The organism is Psychrobacter proteolyticus, assembly GCF_003350005.1.
GTDB classification, from domain to species: Bacteria; Pseudomonadota; Gammaproteobacteria; order Pseudomonadales; family Moraxellaceae; genus Psychrobacter; species Psychrobacter proteolyticus.
On the sequence record NZ_QLKS01000002.1, the window covers coordinates 382584 to 400982 of the forward strand.

Sequence of the window (18399 nt, forward strand, 5' to 3'; positions counted from 1 at the left end):
GAAAGTAATAGAGAGTGATATTTCTAATAAAACAGCGATTATTCTAACGGTTAGATGTCAAATCTTGTCCATGGCAAGTATCATTGCTCGCGTCTAAAGGCGAGTACTGTTTATGATAACTGACTATTGACTTCTCTAGCGTTACATTGGTCTGTGAGTCATTGGCATTGACATAAGCTTCGCGGGCCTGCTCAAGCCAACGGTCTGCCATGCGAAAATGCATACCAGATTCGCGCCAGCCTCGTGCGCATTGATTGGTCGCAGCCCAAATCAAAGCGACTTCACTAAATGCCATTTCACGTGGTGCTGACGCTATGCCATCACCGTCTTTGAGTGCGCTTAAAGTTGCCCATAGATCAGAACGCATTAAGGTAGATGGAATGTCTTGATGCAAATCCAAGGCTTGTACCGTGTCATTATCTAGCGCTTGCAATATAGGCTCTGCCATTTCTAACGCAACTTGACCAACAGATGAGCGGCTATTCATACTGTCTTGATGAATGGCATAATTCAACCAGGCTTGCGCTTTATAAGCGAAATACTGCTGAGCTGCTGTCTTGTCTTTTTGTTGATAGGGTTGTAATTGCGCTACCATACAGTTTAAAAGGCGCTGTTGTTCGCTTTGATATCTATAAGAGTGTGCTTGAGTCTGACTATCATCGCGGCAATATTCAACCATGCTAGTTGAGTTGGCCACTTGGACAGGCTCACTCTCAGCTAAAGCAGGCTGCATAAAGGTTAATGAAAATAAAGCTGATAGTGTAACGCATACTGAGCGCTTGAAAGGTGCTGCTTTGATGACTGAATCAAACATGGTGTAAACCTTATGTTAAGGTAATAAACGTTGGTATTACTTACCATTACTAGGGCTGACCTAATTGTTTATTGAATGACAAAATAATTCATCATAAGACAATCATGATACTGTTATAAGGTTGTACTTACGACAGTATCATCAATTAAAATGCAGAATTGCTGCTTAGACGCTGGTTCTTACGAGGGTCTTCACGTTTAAATAAGTCTTCATCGAACTTAAAGCGCAATCTGAAGTAAGCACCTTGCTGAGTACTGTCGTCATAAGCAATATCTTCATCTTCAAAGCCCATGAAGTTATAACCAAGTGATAACCAAAGGTTGGTCATAGGGCTATAACCCACTTCTGCACCAAGCATATAAGCTAAGTCATTTGCCTGATCATTCCAGTAAGTACCTGCTTGCAATCCAATATCCCAGCGCTCACTAATATCATAAAGACCGCGGCCATAAACAGCGTGAGCCGTGTTATTGCTGGTTAAGCTGTCTGCTTCGTATTCTGTATACTTACCAGCATAACGTCCAGACAACGTCAACGGACGCGTAGGATGGTAATTACCATTCCATGACCAAATCATGGTATCTTTTTGATAAACATCATCGCCAGTATTATTATCATCCAAACGATATTCGAATTTTGCAAGCATATCTAACTGATTGCTATCGTAGTCACGATACGCAGCACCTAGCTGAAAACGATTGATAGTGCGATCGCCATCACTATAGTCAGTACGTGAGTAGATATCTTTGGCTAAGAAGGTAACCTCATCAGTATAGCGATAGGCGATACCAGCACTACCAAGTAGCGTATCACTTGTTTCACCCCAACGTTTTTCAAAACGTCCTGATGCTTTATAATTCTCTTTAGCAAGATATTCAACACCGATACCTGCCGCTGTTGCAGTGTTACTTTCTTCACCTTCGAGAGATTCGACACGCTCAAATAAAGTATTTAAAGTTAGCCCTTCTTGAACATACCACTTGTTTTTTAGACCAATAGCTGCTTCTGCCTCACGTGCACTAATGGCATCGCGCATGCGGTATTCGCTATAAACCTTACCATCTTTCATGTAAGTCGCGTCAAAACCAACAGTGGTACGTTGACGCTCATCTGTATCATCAAGACCATAAGTGCCAGATAGGCTGTTGATCAAATCATGACGAGCGTATAGACGACCCAAGTCCCCAAGCGCTGTCTCACCACCGATAGAAGTTGCATTACGTGAGCTATTTTCGATATCTTGCTCATACTCTGCAAATACCAAGCTGTTATTCAACTTAGGTAGACGAGAGGTAATACGAGCACGAACAGTCGTACCTTCAATATCTTCTTCAGCGTTACTAACGCTGCTCAACGCTGACTGATTGATGATGTCATCATTAAACAAAGTGTCGTCTGTAATATCTACAACGTCTGTCGCGGCTTGAGTATTACGTGAGGCAGCAGTCGCGTCTTGTTTGTAATAACGAACCCCAATTTCACCAACGATGTTTTCACTTAAACGATGCTCAACGCTTGCTTGCACGCCTTCGCGGCTAGCGTCAGTAGTATGCTCTTCTGTGCGTATGCCTTCTAATTTCAGCGCTGTTTTTTTGTCGTTGAATGTATGGATGACTTCTACGCCAGACTCCGTACGTCCAGCAGTAAGCGGTGATGCACCAGTGACAAAACCTTTATCTGCATCATTGTAATAAGCCTTGGCACGCGTGTCTTTCTTATTATCAAAGTCAAGCTCGACACGTAAGGCATTGCCCTCAACATTGTTATCGTCTAATTCTGTGGTATTGATCTGATTACTTGGCTGAAAATTTGGGTTCTCAGCTTTGTTCATCGCATATTCAGCGACTAGCTTCAGCTTATCATTGAATTTAACAACACTGTTAACACTAGCCAACTCTTCTTTGTTCATTGGGTCATCGCTATTCACATAGCTACCACCGATGGCGACTTTGTTCGTTAGTTGCTGCTTCGCTGCAATACCACCGACGAAGTAATCTTCACCGCCTTCATCAACTTCGACAGTGACACGGATATAGATAGGATTGCCTTCGATATCTTGACTAGCAATCGGTGCCGTCAAGAATAAGCTACGGCTGATAGGGTCAATCTCATAATCAGCAAAGCGAGTAAGCGCCTCACGATTGATAATCAACCCAGGGTTGTTGGCGTCACGAGTAATAACTTCAACCGTTTCAGAGTTTTCTAATACCGCATCGAAGTTCTCAGCCAATGGATATGGGCCTGAAATGCCCAAACCACGAGTCTCATTTACCCGTTGGCTAGTACTGGTTTCTGCTAAAAAGGCAGTAACGCGAGTATTGCTATCTTCAAATTGAGCTTTTAGACCAGTTAATGTGCGGTTGTATTGACCAAGCTTGATGCCTTCGTCGTCATCAATCTGAGTTTTCAAATCACCATACATAGCGAACGAACGACCTTTATCAAGGCGCACGTAAAGCTTGCTAGTAGACTGAGCATCGAAGCCTTTAGCTGATGAGTCGCCATAGACAGGATAGTATTCACCCGGCTCGATATCACGGAACAAACGCTCGCCTTTTTTATCACTATCATAAGCAAGCGTTAGCAGGTAGTCGCCGCGCACTTTTCCTTTTAGGAACATTGCGGCACGACCAGAAGCTGTGTAATCATCACCACCAGCAAAGTCATTTAGCTCTTGCTCAAATGCACCTTGAGCATCGGTAATGCTGCTACCGTCAAAGTCTTTTAGTGAAATAGCACCTTCTATAATACCAACAGAAAGTAGTGGACGTAGTTGAGCTGTAAACTGTAACGGAATGATTTGTTTGCTGCTACCAGTGTCAATTACTAGCTCGCCCTTACCTGGTACGCTAGGTGCAGTTACGGGTATTAACAGCTCACCACCTGATACAGTCACTTGGGTGCCAGCTTGATCTTTGCTGCTGTCTTCCAAATTGATACGACCGATATTAGTATCAAGCGTAAGAGAAGTAGTACCAATATAAGGGCGATTATCGCGATCTTTTAGGCTGATGACGACTTGGTATTCACTAATACCGTCAGCTGGAACTAACTGTGCTTGAGTACGGTAGTCGATAGCTTGTAGGCTGTCAGGAGTTAGTACTTTAATCGTCTGCTCAGAGATGATCTGACCATTTATATCAGTCGCAACACCGCGTAAGGTGTTCTTGCCGCGCTGTAAATCAACAGCATAGTAATCGAAAGCCGTTACATTCTGTTTTTCTTGCTCAGCAGTTTTACCTATTTTTTGTTCTGATACAGCTTTGCCGTTGGCATATAGTGTGAACACAGACCCAAGCGGTGCCTGAACCTGTACCATTTGTTTATAAGTGCTAAGCTGCTGACCTTCGTTTAGGTTAATGAAGGCAACATCGTTACTCGCCACTTCTTTTAAGTATTCTTCGAGCTCTTTTTCTACTGGTGGAGCAACAGTGGTTACCGTCATGTCAACACGGCTATCTACTGGATTGACCATGTCATTAACGATAGCCGAATCACAACTATTACCAAGGTCTAAGTCACCATTAATGTTACAACCACTAGCATCTACATTATCGGTAGTATCGGTATCATAGTCAGGATCCAAAGTCAGTTCGGTTTTTACCGCTTGCTCTAACGTGTCATTTTTAGCTTCTACTAATTTGCTACGAGCAATTAGCTCAGCGTTTAAGCGCTCAGTGCTATCTGCCATGCCACCAACGATTGCAAAATCTGCACGATGCAGTTCACCGTATTTCAAATCAACAAAACGACTACCGGCATCACCAGCATTGCGATTGCTTTGAGTGACCAGTTCAGTTTCTCTAGGAATGGTAGTACGATCGACCTTTAGTACGTGTGTTTTTGCACTGATACCATAGAAGTTATATTTACCTTCAGGATCAGTCACGATGAAGTTGCCGTTCTCCATATAGATACGTACACCAGCGACACCCAGCTCGCCATCTTCTTTTTGCTGAATACCATCGCGGTTGATATCGTGATAGACCTTACCTACGATAATACCATCGGTATTCATCACGCCGCGGCTTACTTCGACAGGCCACTGCGCTTCTCTTGATGTCAATGTATTGTTGCTGTCATCACGACCGTATGCAGTCGCGCGATTGATACCATCGCCGCCTAGTGATGACGCACCGATGAGCACACGATAAGTAATTTTTTTACTTTCGCCAACTGCCATGTTTCCTAAGTTCAATACCTGATATTTACCATCAGCTTTAAACTCGGTAGTCTGTGCTTGATTGATATCAAGATTAGTCGTTGGACTAACACGTACACTGTTCTCAACGTAGTCAAAACCACGTGGTAAAGCGTCTTTTAGTTGTACATCGTAAGCAGTCGATTTGCCGTTATTGGTAATATCGATGGTATAGCTGACATAATCACCAAGCTCTGCAGTTTTGACATCGCTTTCTTTAGTGACGACTAGGCTTGCATTATTATCGATGATGTTTACTTGAGAGCTCAGATCATCGATACGTACAGTAAAATCGCTATCATTTGGTAGCTGATCAGCACCTGTGCCAACAGAAGGAGCAATACAAGCTGTTAACTCAGCAGTCAACGTATCGTCGACCAATGTCTGAATCAGTTTATCGTCAATAGCATTGGCATTATTCTGTGTTGGTGCAGATAAGTGATATTTGCCTGTATTATTACCAGTTTCAATTCCTTTAAGAGAGTAGGTATCACCAGTCATTGGCGACTTAACAGTAATCCATACTTGATCAGGTTTATCAGATTGCACGTTACACTGCGCGTAACTGGCATCAATATAAACGTTGTCCCCGATTTGCGAGGTGGTTTTAGTACCGTCAAATTGAGGGGTGGTAAAGTTGATTTTAGGTTCAACAATAACCAGTCTGTCAATTGCTTCAACAGCCGCGATGGATGGATCTTCTAATATGATAGCGCCAATCTTCACATCAGCGGTATCGCCATCTTCACCGTCAGCATCTGATAGAGCCTGTACGATAAGCTGAATACTCTCACTCTGACCAAGTTTGATCTGAGCGCTCAGGTTATCGAGCATGATTTGTCGATCTTCTGAATCGACTTCTCCGTTATTATTAAGATCTTGATAGACCTTTAAATTAGAAACAGTTGGTGATATAGCAAGTGTCAATTCAACAGTCTGATCACTATAGCTGGTGTTACTCAGTACGTTGACCCAACTTACCTGTGTATTAGGCATGACTGTACGTAAAGCATGCTGAGTCAAACTGATACCATATTCAGGTAAATTTGAGGCTTTTACTTGTACTTGGTTTGAGTCAGTACTGATAGTCGTGCTGGTCTCACTGTCAACGTTGTAGCTGGCTTGAGCAGTATTGCTGATCAGCTGTACCAATGTATCAGTTGCAGCAGATGCGGTATTTGATTGCATAAGCAACATTGCAAATGACAGCGCAGAGATCTTCGCTGTAGGCAACGTAGCACGATTAGACAGTGTCATTAAAGATTTAGTCATATGTCGCTTATCCAATAAAATATAAAGGGGTAGAGTAGTAACTCTCCAGCTTGGCTAATCAAAATCGATTAGGTCAAGCTGGAGCATTAGTCTATAAGCGTCTCGTGAAGCTTATAGACTTTGAAATATTAAATATAAATTAACGAGCGTTTTTGATTTTGATCTTAAAGGTCAAGGTGCCAACGCCGCCAGGAACTATAGTGTAGTTACTACCAAGAACCGCAGTAGCCGAAGTGCTAGCTGTGCCTGCAGTAGATGACGTAGTAGCAGAAGTAGCAGGTGAGTTAGCTACTAAATCCGCACCAGCTGAAAAGTTAGACAGCAAATCCGAAATCGTTACACCAGTAAGATTAAAACCTAATGCTGCTGAAGAAGTGTTAGTCGCCTGAATACGATAGATAACACACTGATCAGGGGTTGCATTGAGCACAGTTTGAACAAAGGTACTTGCAGCAACGGTAGCTTCACAAGCAGTATCTAGTGATTGAGACTTCACTAAAGATAAGCCTCTGACATTAGTCGTATCAGTCACTGAAGTAGCAGCAGGCGCACCAACACCAGCTGGGGTCAAAGTTACGATAGTCGTTTCAGTGCTACCAACAGCCGCCGCATCAGCAGCAGTTGCAGGAGTAGTGACATTACCTGAAGAGACATTATAGTTGATTGCTAATGTGCCACCAGGTGCAATACCATTTGGAAATTGAGCGGTTGGTAGTGTAGTGCTATTAAGAGTGTACGTATTACCACCAGCAACGGTAGGTTGTAGCGTTATAGTAACTGGAGCTCCACCATTAGGCGGTGTATAAGTAACACTGATAGGATCAGTAACCGGTCTGACAGCCGCATTATTGCCACCATCAGCAATAGTGAAAGTCAATGGATTGGTATTAGTACCTTCAGCATCCTGACCGCTGTTAATAATAGTAGTCTTCTGTGTGACTTGACCATCAGTACCTGAGGCAGGGGCAATTTCTCTAGTCGTTGGATTGCTCACTATAACCGCTCGTCTGGTAAAGTTAGTCACACCAGCAGTATCTATACCAGCGCCGTTACCTTCACCCGCATCATCAGGTATTCTAGTAACACCTATAGTGCCATCTGTACTATCAAAAATATCATAGTCAGTACCAAGTACAGGAGCAGCAATTAACGGGCTAACCGGACCGACGAACTTATCGTAGACTTCTGCGTTGTTAGTTACTGAACTATTAGCAGCTGTATACTGATCTCTATCGACGTTAACCGTGAAAGTAATCGTGCGACTTGCGCCAACAGCTAAGTTTGCTACGGCAACATTAATAGCTTGTCGAGTACCGACAGTGGAAATCGTAGCGGTACCAGCACCAGTTACGGTCACGTCTGATGCTGCGCCATTAGGCAAACTTAAACCTGCAGGAAGGACATCCCTGATGACAATATCAGTCGCAGCAGCACTATAGTCAGTAGTAGCGTTAGTCACTACGATACTATAGTTGATCTGCGGATTAGCTACTGTCAAATCGACAGTACTCGTCGCTGTTTTTACAATTTTGAAGGTAGGCAATCTCACGATAGTTTGGTTTTCATTCACCAATGTCGCATTTGCTGGAAGATTAGCAGTAAAGAAAGTACTGGTTGCTGTTAATGTACCTACACCTTTGTCATTACCATTACGAGCGTCTGGCGTAGTTGCTTCGTAGCTTAAGTTAGCTCTAGTACCTGGCTGTAGTCTAATAGTACCACCATTGGTTAGGGTACCTGTCTGTGCCTGACCATTCAAAGCGGCTACTTGAGTAGAAGTTAAAGGAGTACCATCTGCTTGTACAATAGTAAACGTAACAGGCGCAGTACCTAAAGCATAGTCTGGATTAGCCGTTACTAGTGCTGAGTCATTACCTGTGGTATTAATGGTATAAGTATCCGTCACGTTACCCGTGTTGGTTAAATTATGAGTAAAGGTAGTCGTACCACCTGGCGTAGCAGTCTGATTGATAGCAATATCGTCACCAATGCTGCCATCATCAACAGTCGACGTGAGTGCAAAGTTAGCCGTTTCGCTAACATTGACAGTCACGATGTTTGACGTCACGTTTGGCTGAGCGATACCAGCAACACTGTAGTTTGCGGTTGCAACGTTATTGATGGCAGCAGCACCTGCACTAACACCACCAGTAGTATTAGGAGTAGCTGCATTAGCACCACCAGAGATACCCATTACTGCGGCAATACCGACAGCAAGCAAGCTATAGTTAAAAGTATTTGATTTCATGTAGTACTCCAAAATGGATGGTAAAAGGCCGAATTAATAATGGAAGGGTGAAAAATAAAGGTTTAATCTTCTGTTGATTAGTTAACAGTAGTGTTTAAAGCCACAGCAGCTGATTTTTTAGCTGGCAACAACTTGATATTCCAGCGTAAGGTACGGTATTCAGAATACGGAATTTTAACCATTTTGCCATCGACTTTGCGCATTAGCGGCATATCAGCATAGTTCTTACCATCAGTGCTGGCTTGTGCGCTGGCAGGATTTGCCTCACCAGTAAATGTCATGTTTGCAGGGATAGGCAATGTCACCATCAGATCATTAATGTCTTTATTGATGGTATTGGTATAAGTTGCTTTGTATTGAATGACAGTACCAGCTGGTGCTGTACGTACTGGTGAATATACTGTTTTGCCGTCCGCATTCTTAATGACCTGATTAGCAGTCAGTTCCATTTTTAGAGCGTCGTCAGCATGAGCAGTACCTAGCAAACAAGTGGAGGCAAAGGTTGCTAGCATGACATTATGTAAGAAGTTAAAACGTTTCATATAAAATCCTTTCTTAGAACATGACTATCAGTAAAAAGCGAACGTCGTATATTATGGTAGAGAAACTAGTAATCTAATATCATTCGTCATTTAAAAGGCATCTATCTCCCTTTTTTCTATTTTCACATAATTAATACAATTAATCATAACAAGAATGATAACTGGCATTTTGGAGCATACAAACGGTAAAAGCCTTGTCTGGCTAGACAGGGCTTGATTAAGTGCTCAGTGATTTGATAAACAGGTGTTTAGTTGCTAATGGTAGTACCATATTTAGTATTAAAACGAATAGCCTGACGGCGAGTGGCGGTGGTAGCACCTAAAGAAAAAGTATTGGTGGTAACTGTACCGTTGTTGCCAATAGATACCGAATTTGTTGCAAATGATGGAGTGCCACTATTCTCACCAATAGGTGTTGGATTGACTAAGGTAGAGGTAATCGACGAATTATTAGAGTCATTTTTACTCTGTAGTGTATCTTTGATAATAATATCTGCTAGGGAAACGTTACCACGATTTATCGCTTCAATTCTATAAGCGATACATTGTCCAGGGATAATGTCAGATATTGGTTTTGTACTATACGCACTACTAGCACTACCGTCATAATTAACACCAATTGTGGCAAGGTTGTTTAGGCTACAGTCATGGACATACTGACTTTTGATTAATACCAACGCAGAATTTTCTTGAACAACATCACCGAAATTATTGCTAGGGTAGTTGTATTTACTGTTAGTAATGTCTATTTGTAGGACATTGCTCGTAGTATCTACAGAATATGTATAATTGCTAGGCTCATTTTGAGTAACGCAAAGCCTTGTATAACTACCTACTTGTGCTGCCGTCAAGCTAAAACTATAGGTTCCATCATTACCAATGTTTACCGTCTGAGGTGAGAACGTACCACTATCAGTTGTACATTTATTTAGAGTAACGGTATGACCCGTAGTAAAGGGAATACCAGATTCAGTCGGTGAATCGTATTTGCCATTGAAATAAAAACTATTACTTAGGTATTTGCTAGATATATCATCCTTAGATGGACTTAAAACATTACCATTGTCATTAAATACAAAACCTGAGAAAGTATAACTAGCAGGAGTGTTAGTAATTGTACACGTAATTTCATCACCGTAAGTCGTATTACTGAGCGTAAATGAACGAGTTTTGGTCGTGGAGTTATAGCTCATTGCAGAACTAGGCATGACGGTGGTACTACCTGTAGTAGCGTTACTACATTTATAAGTAGCGTTATAGCTTGCTATATCGCCCAAGGTGGTACCATTCATCACGCGTTCAGTAATGGTATAAGTTGTACTTTCTGTCAAGGTAAGTGTAGCGCTAGTACCATTAGTAATTGTTGAGCCTGTTCCAGTAGTAGTAAAACTATTTGTAGCCACTGAACCGCCACTAACTACAATCTCAAATTGATCATTGCTATTAATACGTGCACCACTTAATGCTTTCTTCACTATGATTTTGGGCGGCGCGAGACAAAAGTAAAAATCAGAGTAACCTACCCCATGAGGACTATTTGTTTCACTTACCGTATTGTTATGTTTTAAATTAAGTGCAATATCAGCAAGTGTATAATTCCAGTTCGCGTCAATCGTACATTCACCTGTACCACAGTTTAGGCCTTTTCTACCAGTTACTATATTTCTATTCGTGTTAATAGTGTGAAACGAACTGTTATGTGTTAATTGTCCACTATTGGCAGATACGTCAATCTGTTCTATATATGGTGTCAAAGAGCCGTTAGTCACTGAGTCCAGATCCTGTATTTTATACCCCATCTTGCTAGTTGGACGATTGACACTCACATCCACAACATGATTGGTTCTAGAGGTAGATGATACTGGAGAGTTGTGTACTAGGTTTAAGGCTGAAGTTGTGACTCCATTTAATGTTCCGTAAAAAGGTGGCGTACCACCATAGTTACTATTCAAGTCTATTACTGAAGAAAAATTTATTCTGAATATTTTATTTCCTGATGCTTCATTAAACGTAAAAGTATTTGATAGGTTTCCCGTTGTCCAACTTAAAGAAGTGCTGACTACAGGCGCGTTAGTAGTTGATGTAGGCGCATTCGCACCAATGTAGTACATTTTATGGTTGGCAGGACACATCCCAGTATTGGAACTTTCTGTTGATTCAAAGCTGGCACTGGCATTATTACTTAAGAAGCCTAATGAGACAGCAGTTAGGATAATTAGTTGATAAGCAAAGACACTACTCAAGTATGAATACAAATGATTTTGATTTTTATAGAACATACTATTGCGCCTTCTAGTTTATGCTTTCAATTAACAAAAAATCAAACATTGTATTTAAGAGTATTTCAATGAGTAATCTTAAATACAATAGTTAATAAAGACTAACTATATGTTACGAAAGGTAGTTATAGTATGACGAAATGCAAATAATTTGCAAGTTGAACTAGAAGTATTTATACATATATGAAATGAGATAAGAATAGTAAATCACCGTTCTCTAAAGATAAGCTTTATTGCGGTGAAGTATATTTAGTATTGAAATATAGTCCTGCTGAGTTTGGCTGTGTACCACTTATAACGACAGACAACAAACTGTACTTATTAGAATGACCTTCACCCTTAAAACCTGTGGTATGTCAACGCTATGGTTGCTAATATTTGGACAAGCTAAGTTGTCGTCATGCTCATAAATATATTGTCATTATATGAATATTAAGGCGATATTATTTGCTGCGATATCACCGAAATCCGAGTTATTGTAGTTACAGCCGTAATTTGTGAGCGTGATCTCTTGGCTATCTGTAGTACTGTCTCCTGAGTAATTCCACACAGTTGGTTCACTTTTTATAAGACGGATTCTTATTATGTTGACTAGTACACTAGCAGGTACTATGCAACTGTAAGCCTTTCTAATAGAAGAAATACTCGGAACAGTGTGAGAGCTTAATATAGTCATTTTTAAAAAAACTAATCATTATTTATTTAAAAAATACTTGTTATTTCATCATTTCTCTACAGCCATAAACAACTAGCGCGTAAACGCTTATAATGGAATGTCATAGTCAATTAACGATTAAATGAATGGTTACAGTATTATTACGGTTTGACGGATGTGTTGATTTGATGCATTCGTTGATACGAGTAGTACTATTTTTATAATCGAGCAATATGTCACCGCATAAAACAATGGAATGCTTGGACGTAGCAAGGATGTCATAAGTAAACCAATCTCTCATCATGCATTTTTCAATGAAGACCTGCCATTAGGTAGGTATGACTGATATAAAAGGATTAACAAGAATGAATTATTATAAGGATGCTGATAGCACCGAAACTCAGGAATGGCTGGCAGCCTTTGAGTCTGTGGTTAAACACGCAGACAAGGACCGTGCTCAGTTTCTCCTAAAAGCCTTATACAATATGGCGGTTCAAGAAGGACTGCCGTTCAACAGACTAGACACTGCGTACGTCAATAGTATCGCTGTTGAAGACGAGCCAATGTACCCAGGCGATCTAGGCATGGAGCGTAAGATACGTGCGCTAATTCGTTATAACGCACTTGCCATGGTCATGCGTGCTAATAAAAACGACGATGATCTAGGTGGTCACTTAGCGACATTCGCCTCTAGTGCAACACTTTATGAAACGGGTTTTAACCATTTCTTCCGCGCAGCTAGCGATCACTTCGGTGGCGACATGATTTATTATCAAGGTCACTCAGCTCCAGGTATCTATGCACGTTCTTATCTAGAAGGTCGTTTGACCGAAGATCAGCTCGATAACTTCCGCCGTGAAGTAGGCGGCAAAGGTCTATCAAGCTATCCGCATCCATATCTCATGCCGGATTACTGGCAGTTCCCAACCGTATCAATGGGACTTGGTCCAATCATGTCCATCTATCACGCCCATGTACATCGTTATATGGAAAACCGTGGCTTGCTAGAAAAAGAAGGTCGTAAGATTTGGACATTCTTAGGTGATGGTGAGACTGATGAGCCAGAAAGCTTAGGTGCAATTTCTCTCGCTGGCCGTGAGAAGTTGGACAATCTAATATGGGTAGTTAACTGTAACTTGCAGCGTCTTGATGGTCCAGTCCGTGGTAACGGTAAAATCATTCAGGAACTAGAGTCGGTATTCCGCGGCGCAGGCTGGCGAGTCATCAAAGTCATTTGGGGCGGTAACTGGGATTCATTACTTGGTAAAGATCATACGGGTGTCCTTAAACAACGTATGGAAGAAGTGGTGGATGGTGAGTATCAGCTATATGAAGCGCGTACGCCTGAATTTACCCGCAAAGAGTTCTTTGGTAAATATCCAGAGTTAGAAGAGATGGCAGATGCGTTGACTGACGAAGAAATCTCACGTCTGAACCGTGGTGGTCATGATCCAGTTAAAGTTTATGCTGCCTTTAGCGAAGCTATGAAAACCAAAGGCCAACCGACGGTTATTTTGGTTAAGACCGTTAAAGGTTATGGCTTATCTGCTCAAACGCAAGCAGTCAACAAATCGCATCAGGTTAAGAAGCTTGATCAAGAAGCGTTGATGTATTTCCGTGATCGTTTTGATTTGCCATTTACTGATGAGCAGTTAGAGACTCTACCATTCTACCGCCCTGAAGAGGGTTCGGCGGAGATGAAGTATCTCAAAGGTCGTCGTGAGTCGTTAGGTGGTCATCTGCCAAACCGTCGTAGTGGTCATATCCCACTGAATATCCCTGAACTATCAATGTTTGATCGGGTATTAAAAGGCAGCAATGGTAAAGAGCAGTCTACGACGATGGTATTTGTACGCTTACTATCTGCGATGCTTAAAAACAAAGACATCCAAGATCGCGTCGTACCAATTGTACCTGACGAAGCGCGTACGTTTGGTCTAGAAGGTATGTTCCGTCAATTGGGTATTTACTCGGCTGTTGGTCAAAAATATACGCCAGAAGACAGTGAAGCGTTGATGGGCTATAAAGAAGCTATCGATGGTCACATGTTGGAAGAAGGTATCAACGAAGCAGGCGCAATGAGTACTTGGATTGCATTAGCAACCAGTTATTCTGTGAACGCGCTACCGATGATTCCGATGTATATCTATTATTCAATGTTTGGTTTCCAGCGTGTGGGCGATTTGGCTTGGGCGGCAGGTGATTGTCAAGCACAGGGCTTCTTGTTAGGCGCAACCGCTGGTCGTACGACACTTAATGGCGAAGGCTTACAGCATCAAGATGGTCATTCGCAGATTCTATTCAATGTCGTGCCAAACTGTGTCAGTTATGATCCTTGCTTTGGTTATGAGCTAGCCGTTGTCATGCATGACGGTCTACGCCGTATGTATGGTGAAGGCGAGCGCGTTTACTATTACTTGACGTTGATGAACGAAAACTACGAGCAACCTGAAATGCCAGAAGGTGCCGAGGAAGGTATCAAACGTGGTATGTACTTGTTAGAGGACAATGGCTCAACACAAGTACAGCTACTAGGTTCTGGTGTAATCTTACGCGAAGTACAAAAAGCGTCACAGATACTAAAAGACGAGTTCAATATTACGTCCAACGTCTGGAGCGTAACCAGCTTTAATGAGCTGACTCGCGATGGTATGGTTTGTGATGACTACAATCGTCTACATCCAATGGATGAAGAGAAAGTGCCTTGGATTACTGAGCAGTTAGCACCGCACGAAGGTATCGTGGTTGCAGCGACAGACTATATGCGTAACTACTCAGAGCAAATCCGTGCTTGGTTACCAGATAACCGTCCTTACACGACTCTGGGTACCGATGGTTATGGCCGTTCTGATACGCGCGAAAACCTACGCAGTTTCTTCAATGTTGATGCTGCTCATATCGTTGTAGCAACGCTTAAACGCCTAGCGGATGAAGGCGAAGTTGAAATGCGTTTGGTTAAAGACGCGATTTCAAGCTTAGGTATCGATGTGGATCATCCACCTGCATGGCAACAGCAGTCTTACTATGACCAGTCTCCAGATGCACCAGCACCAGGTAACGTAAATCCAAATCCTGTACCTGAATTTATCGCTGAAGACGATGACGAAATCAGTAATGAAGGTCGTGCTGAAGATCAAGCAGATGCAAATTTGCTCGATGATAAAGATGTCAAATAATAATAACCATAAGACGAGGAAATAAATCATGGACATTAAAGCCCCCGATTTAGGTGTGGACAGCGCCGAAGTCAGCGAGATTATGGTAGAAGTTGGTGATGTCATCGCAAAAGACGACAACATCGTATTATTAGAATCTGACAAAGCATCGGTTGAAGTACCAAGCTCTGCTGCTGGTAAAGTGACTAAGATTAGTGTTGCTATCGGTGAGCAAGTTAGCGAAGGTATGGTGCTAATTGAGCTTGAAAGCGCAGAGGATAGCGCAGAAAGCAACGATGACAGTGCTGCTGCTGAAGAGCAAGAAGCGAACAGCACAGACGATGTTAAACCAGAATCAAAACCTGAACCTGCTACAACTGAGTCAAAGCAATCAGAGTCTGCTGCCAAGCCAGCCGCTAATGCTGGTAAAGCAACTACTCATGCATTACCTGACTTAGGTGTTGACGAGGCACAAATTTCTGAAATCATGGTGAGCGTTGGTGATACTGTTAGCGCTGAGCAGTCGATTTTGCTAATCGAATCAGATAAAGCATCGGTTGAAGTACCAGCGCCAGTTGCCGGTAAGATTGAGAAAATCTTAGTTGAAGCAGGTGATATGGTTGCTAATGGTCAGGACTTTATCGTTATTATGGAAAGTAGTACAGATGATGCTAGTGATAGTGAATCTGAAGCGCCTAAGCCACAAGAGTCAGCACCAGCCAAAACAGAAGATAAACCAGCTGCTAAAACTACTGGCGAGCCAAAACAAGCTGCCAAACCGACCAATACTGATACAGCTGCTAGCAAAACAGAGGGTAAGTTAACTGAAGCACAGGTCAATGAAAAATTGGTTGATGTGTATGCAGGTCCTGCCGTCCGTAAACTAGCGCGTCAGTTAGGCGTTGATATCACACAAGTGAATGGTTCAGCTCTAAACGATCGCATTCTAAAAGAAGACTTGTTTGCACATGTTAAAAACAGTCTAACCAAGCAGAAAGCGGCACCTGTGAGCAGTAATCCTGTTAGCTCAGGTCTACCGAAACTGCCTGACATGAGTAACGCTGAGATCTGGGGTGAGACAGAAACACAAGACCTCAGCCGCTTACAGAAAGTCTCGATACCACAGCTCAACTACAATACTTTGCTACCGCAAGTAACGCAGTTCGATCTGTCTGATATCACTGAGACCGAGAAACTACGCGGTGAGCTAAAAGGTGGGATGAAAGCTGAAGGTGTTGGCTTTACTATCTTGGCATTTGTGGTTAAAGCTACTGCTTACGCGTTGACCCAGCATCCACGATTCAACAGTCATTTGAGCGATGATAATACTCAGGTTATATTGCGCAAAAGCGTCAATATGGGTATTGCTGTGGCAACAGATGATGGTCTTATCGTACCGGTTATCAAAAACGTACAAGATAAAGGTCTGAAGCAAATTGCGATTGAGATCGGCGAGCTTGCAGTAAAAGCTCGTGATAAGAAGCTCAGCACTAAAGATTTGCAAGGGGCGAGCTTTACTATATCGAGCCAAGGTAACTTGGGTGGTACGGCATTTACGCCATTAGTTAACTGGCCACAAGTTGGTATTTTAGGTGTCTCTGAAGCAAGTATGCAGCCACGTTGGGATGCTAAAAAACAAAGCTTTGAGCCACGTTTGATGCTGCCACTGTCTTTGTCTTATGACCACCGTGTGATCAATGGCGCAGACGCTGCTGTATTTACTCGTTATATCGCAACGCTACTAGCGGACCCACGTCGTATTTTAATCTAAAGCTAGCTAGCAATTAAAAAAGACTGCCCACGGGTGGTCTTTTTTTATGGAGATTGTTTGTCATTATAGGATCTTAGCCGTTTTTGCAAATAATTGCTTAGTAGCTAGAGTAACTAGTAATAGCCATCATTAATGGGCACAAAAAAGCCAGCCTGGTAGCTGGCTTTTATTACACATAATATTTTGACTAATTTAGAACTGTTTAACGAATGCTACGCCATATACCCAAGGACTAATGTCAATTTCGCCAAGGTTTGTACCATCTAAAGTAGCGTCCGTTTTGATGTCCATATAACGAGCATCGATACGGAAAGCTTCGGTAGGAGCAAAAGGAATATCAAGACCAACATGACCAGCCACACCAACGCTATCATCAAGGTCTAAGTCACCACCAGTAGAAATTCTTTCTTTGAAAAAGGTTGTGTAGTTCACACCAACGCCAATGAAAGGCTTGATATTCATTGGCATACTGCCGTTATCGAAGTGATACTGTACAGAAAGAGTAGGTGGTAAATGCTGTGTTTTACCTGTTAAAACTTTTGTACCATCAGCACTATTTAAATCAAAATCATGATGGAATGGAAGCGCCGCTAGTAGTTCGACACCAACGTTGTTAGCGATAAAATACTCACCACTGATAGTAGGACGTACATCACCATCAACATCAACAGATAAACCGTTATCTAGAGTACCATTGTCACTTTTAGGATCAACATAGTGTGCACCAGCAGCAACAGACCAAGTACCAGCTGGGACAGCGAAAGCAGTTGTCATTGTAAGTGCAGCAGCAGTTGCTAAAACTAGGGATTGTAGTTTCATCATTTAATTCCTTAACGTAATAGAAAGTTATCAGCAGTTTTCTAATGAGGGATGGCATTAGCTACTGACACACAATGTCCTGATTAATGTTTAATCTGTAACATTTAGTCTCTATTATAGTACGAAACTCATTATTATTGGTAAGGTTTTAATAATAAAGTAGCAATGCTCCTGCAATAAGTTACATTGGTATCCGTCATAATTTACTAAAGTTGATGTTTAAACGAAGTAAAACGACTATCTAAGTAAGATGTATTGACGTGAGTTAGTATCTCTTATTTATGATCTGACAAGAGGTGCAATATATAATGCTTGGTTATTGCAGTAATTCGCCTCTACGCTGTCAAAATGCGCGCAATACAAAGTTATTGAACCAAGTGGATTCTTGTTGTCCGAAATGTCACTTACATTTAATACCAGCTCAAGATATAAGTCAGCAGCTTCGTAGTTACGAGCAATTCTTGAGGTTCTCTATGCTATTGATTGTGTTTATACTGTTGGTATCAATCTATATTTATTATTTATATTTTGTTTAGTCAGCTGATAGTATCAATACCCAACACACCAGTGTTTATCAGAAAATCTATTAAGTGAGAATGCGGATTATTGTGAATAAGCCTTGCAAGTAGTTTATGATAGTTGC

The 18399-nt window shown here is 41.8% G+C and carries 8 protein-coding genes; 2 read left to right on the forward strand and 6 right to left on the reverse strand.

Going from position 1 to position 18399, the window contains the following annotated elements:
• Nucleotides 1-43 precede the first annotated feature (43 nt).
• The 5 genes from DXK30_RS06135 to DXK30_RS06155 all read right to left on the reverse strand — a co-directional run bounded on the left by DXK30_RS06135 (nucleotide 44) and on the right by DXK30_RS06155 (nucleotide 11356).
• The gene (locus DXK30_RS06135; RefSeq protein ID WP_114700936.1) at nucleotides 44-814 is read right to left on the reverse strand and encodes a hypothetical protein; all 771 of its coding nucleotides are present in this window, start codon (nucleotides 812-814) and stop codon (nucleotides 44-46) included.
• 145 nt (nucleotides 815-959) lie between these two features.
• Nucleotides 960-6287, reverse strand: a complete 5328-nt coding sequence (locus DXK30_RS06140; protein ID WP_114700937.1) for a DUF11 domain-containing protein — start codon at nucleotides 6285-6287, stop codon at nucleotides 960-962.
• A 139-nt stretch (nucleotides 6288-6426) separates the two neighbouring features.
• The gene (locus DXK30_RS06145; RefSeq protein WP_114700938.1) at nucleotides 6427-8535 is read right to left on the reverse strand and encodes a beta strand repeat-containing protein; all 2109 of its coding nucleotides are present in this window, start codon (nucleotides 8533-8535) and stop codon (nucleotides 6427-6429) included.
• A 77-nt stretch (nucleotides 8536-8612) separates the two neighbouring features.
• Complete coding sequence (locus DXK30_RS06150; RefSeq protein WP_114700939.1) at nucleotides 8613-9077, reverse strand: hypothetical protein; 465 nt, start codon at nucleotides 9075-9077, stop codon at nucleotides 8613-8615.
• A gap of 248 nt (nucleotides 9078-9325) precedes the next feature.
• Entirely contained in the window at nucleotides 9326-11356 is a 2031-nt protein-coding gene (locus DXK30_RS06155) for a hypothetical protein (protein ID WP_114700940.1), read from the reverse strand.
• A gap of 1020 nt (nucleotides 11357-12376) precedes the next feature.
• Between DXK30_RS06155 and aceE the strand changes: the two genes are divergently transcribed.
• Entirely contained in the window at nucleotides 12377-15187 is a 2811-nt protein-coding gene (aceE, locus tag DXK30_RS06160; protein WP_114700941.1) for a pyruvate dehydrogenase (acetyl-transferring), homodimeric type, read from the forward strand.
• A 28-nt stretch (nucleotides 15188-15215) separates the two neighbouring features.
• Nucleotides 15216-16937 (forward strand): 2-oxo acid dehydrogenase subunit E2, encoded by a 1722-nt coding sequence (locus tag DXK30_RS06165; RefSeq protein WP_114700942.1) that lies wholly within the window; start codon nucleotides 15216-15218, stop codon nucleotides 16935-16937.
• Nucleotides 16938-17129: 192 nt separating this feature from the next.
• On the opposite strand, the gene DXK30_RS06170 is transcribed toward DXK30_RS06165, so the two are convergent.
• Nucleotides 17130-17756 carry an OmpW/AlkL family protein gene (locus DXK30_RS06170; protein WP_114700943.1) on the reverse strand — a complete coding sequence of 209 codons (627 nt, stop codon included), beginning with the start codon at nucleotides 17754-17756 and terminating at the stop codon, nucleotides 17130-17132.
• Nucleotides 17757-18399: the final 643 nt, after the last annotated feature.

Coding starts and splice junctions, on each gene's coding strand:
- DXK30_RS06165 (WP_114700942.1), top strand. CDS start 15,216: ATGGACATTAAAGCCCCCGATTTAGGTGTGGACAGCGCCGAAGTCAGC.
- DXK30_RS06145 (WP_114700938.1), bottom strand. CDS start 8,535: ATGAAATCAAATACTTTTAACTATAGCTTGCTTGCTGTCGGTATTGCC.
- DXK30_RS06140 (WP_114700937.1), bottom strand. CDS start 6,287: ATGACTAAATCTTTAATGACACTGTCTAATCGTGCTACGTTGCCTACA.
- aceE (WP_114700941.1), top strand. CDS start 12,377: ATGAATTATTATAAGGATGCTGATAGCACCGAAACTCAGGAATGGCTG.
- DXK30_RS06155 (WP_114700940.1), bottom strand. CDS start 11,356: ATGTTCTATAAAAATCAAAATCATTTGTATTCATACTTGAGTAGTGTC.
- DXK30_RS06135 (WP_114700936.1), bottom strand. CDS start 814: ATGTTTGATTCAGTCATCAAAGCAGCACCTTTCAAGCGCTCAGTATGC.
- DXK30_RS06150 (WP_114700939.1), bottom strand. CDS start 9,077: ATGAAACGTTTTAACTTCTTACATAATGTCATGCTAGCAACCTTTGCC.
- DXK30_RS06170 (WP_114700943.1), bottom strand. CDS start 17,756: ATGAAACTACAATCCCTAGTTTTAGCAACTGCTGCTGCACTTACAATG.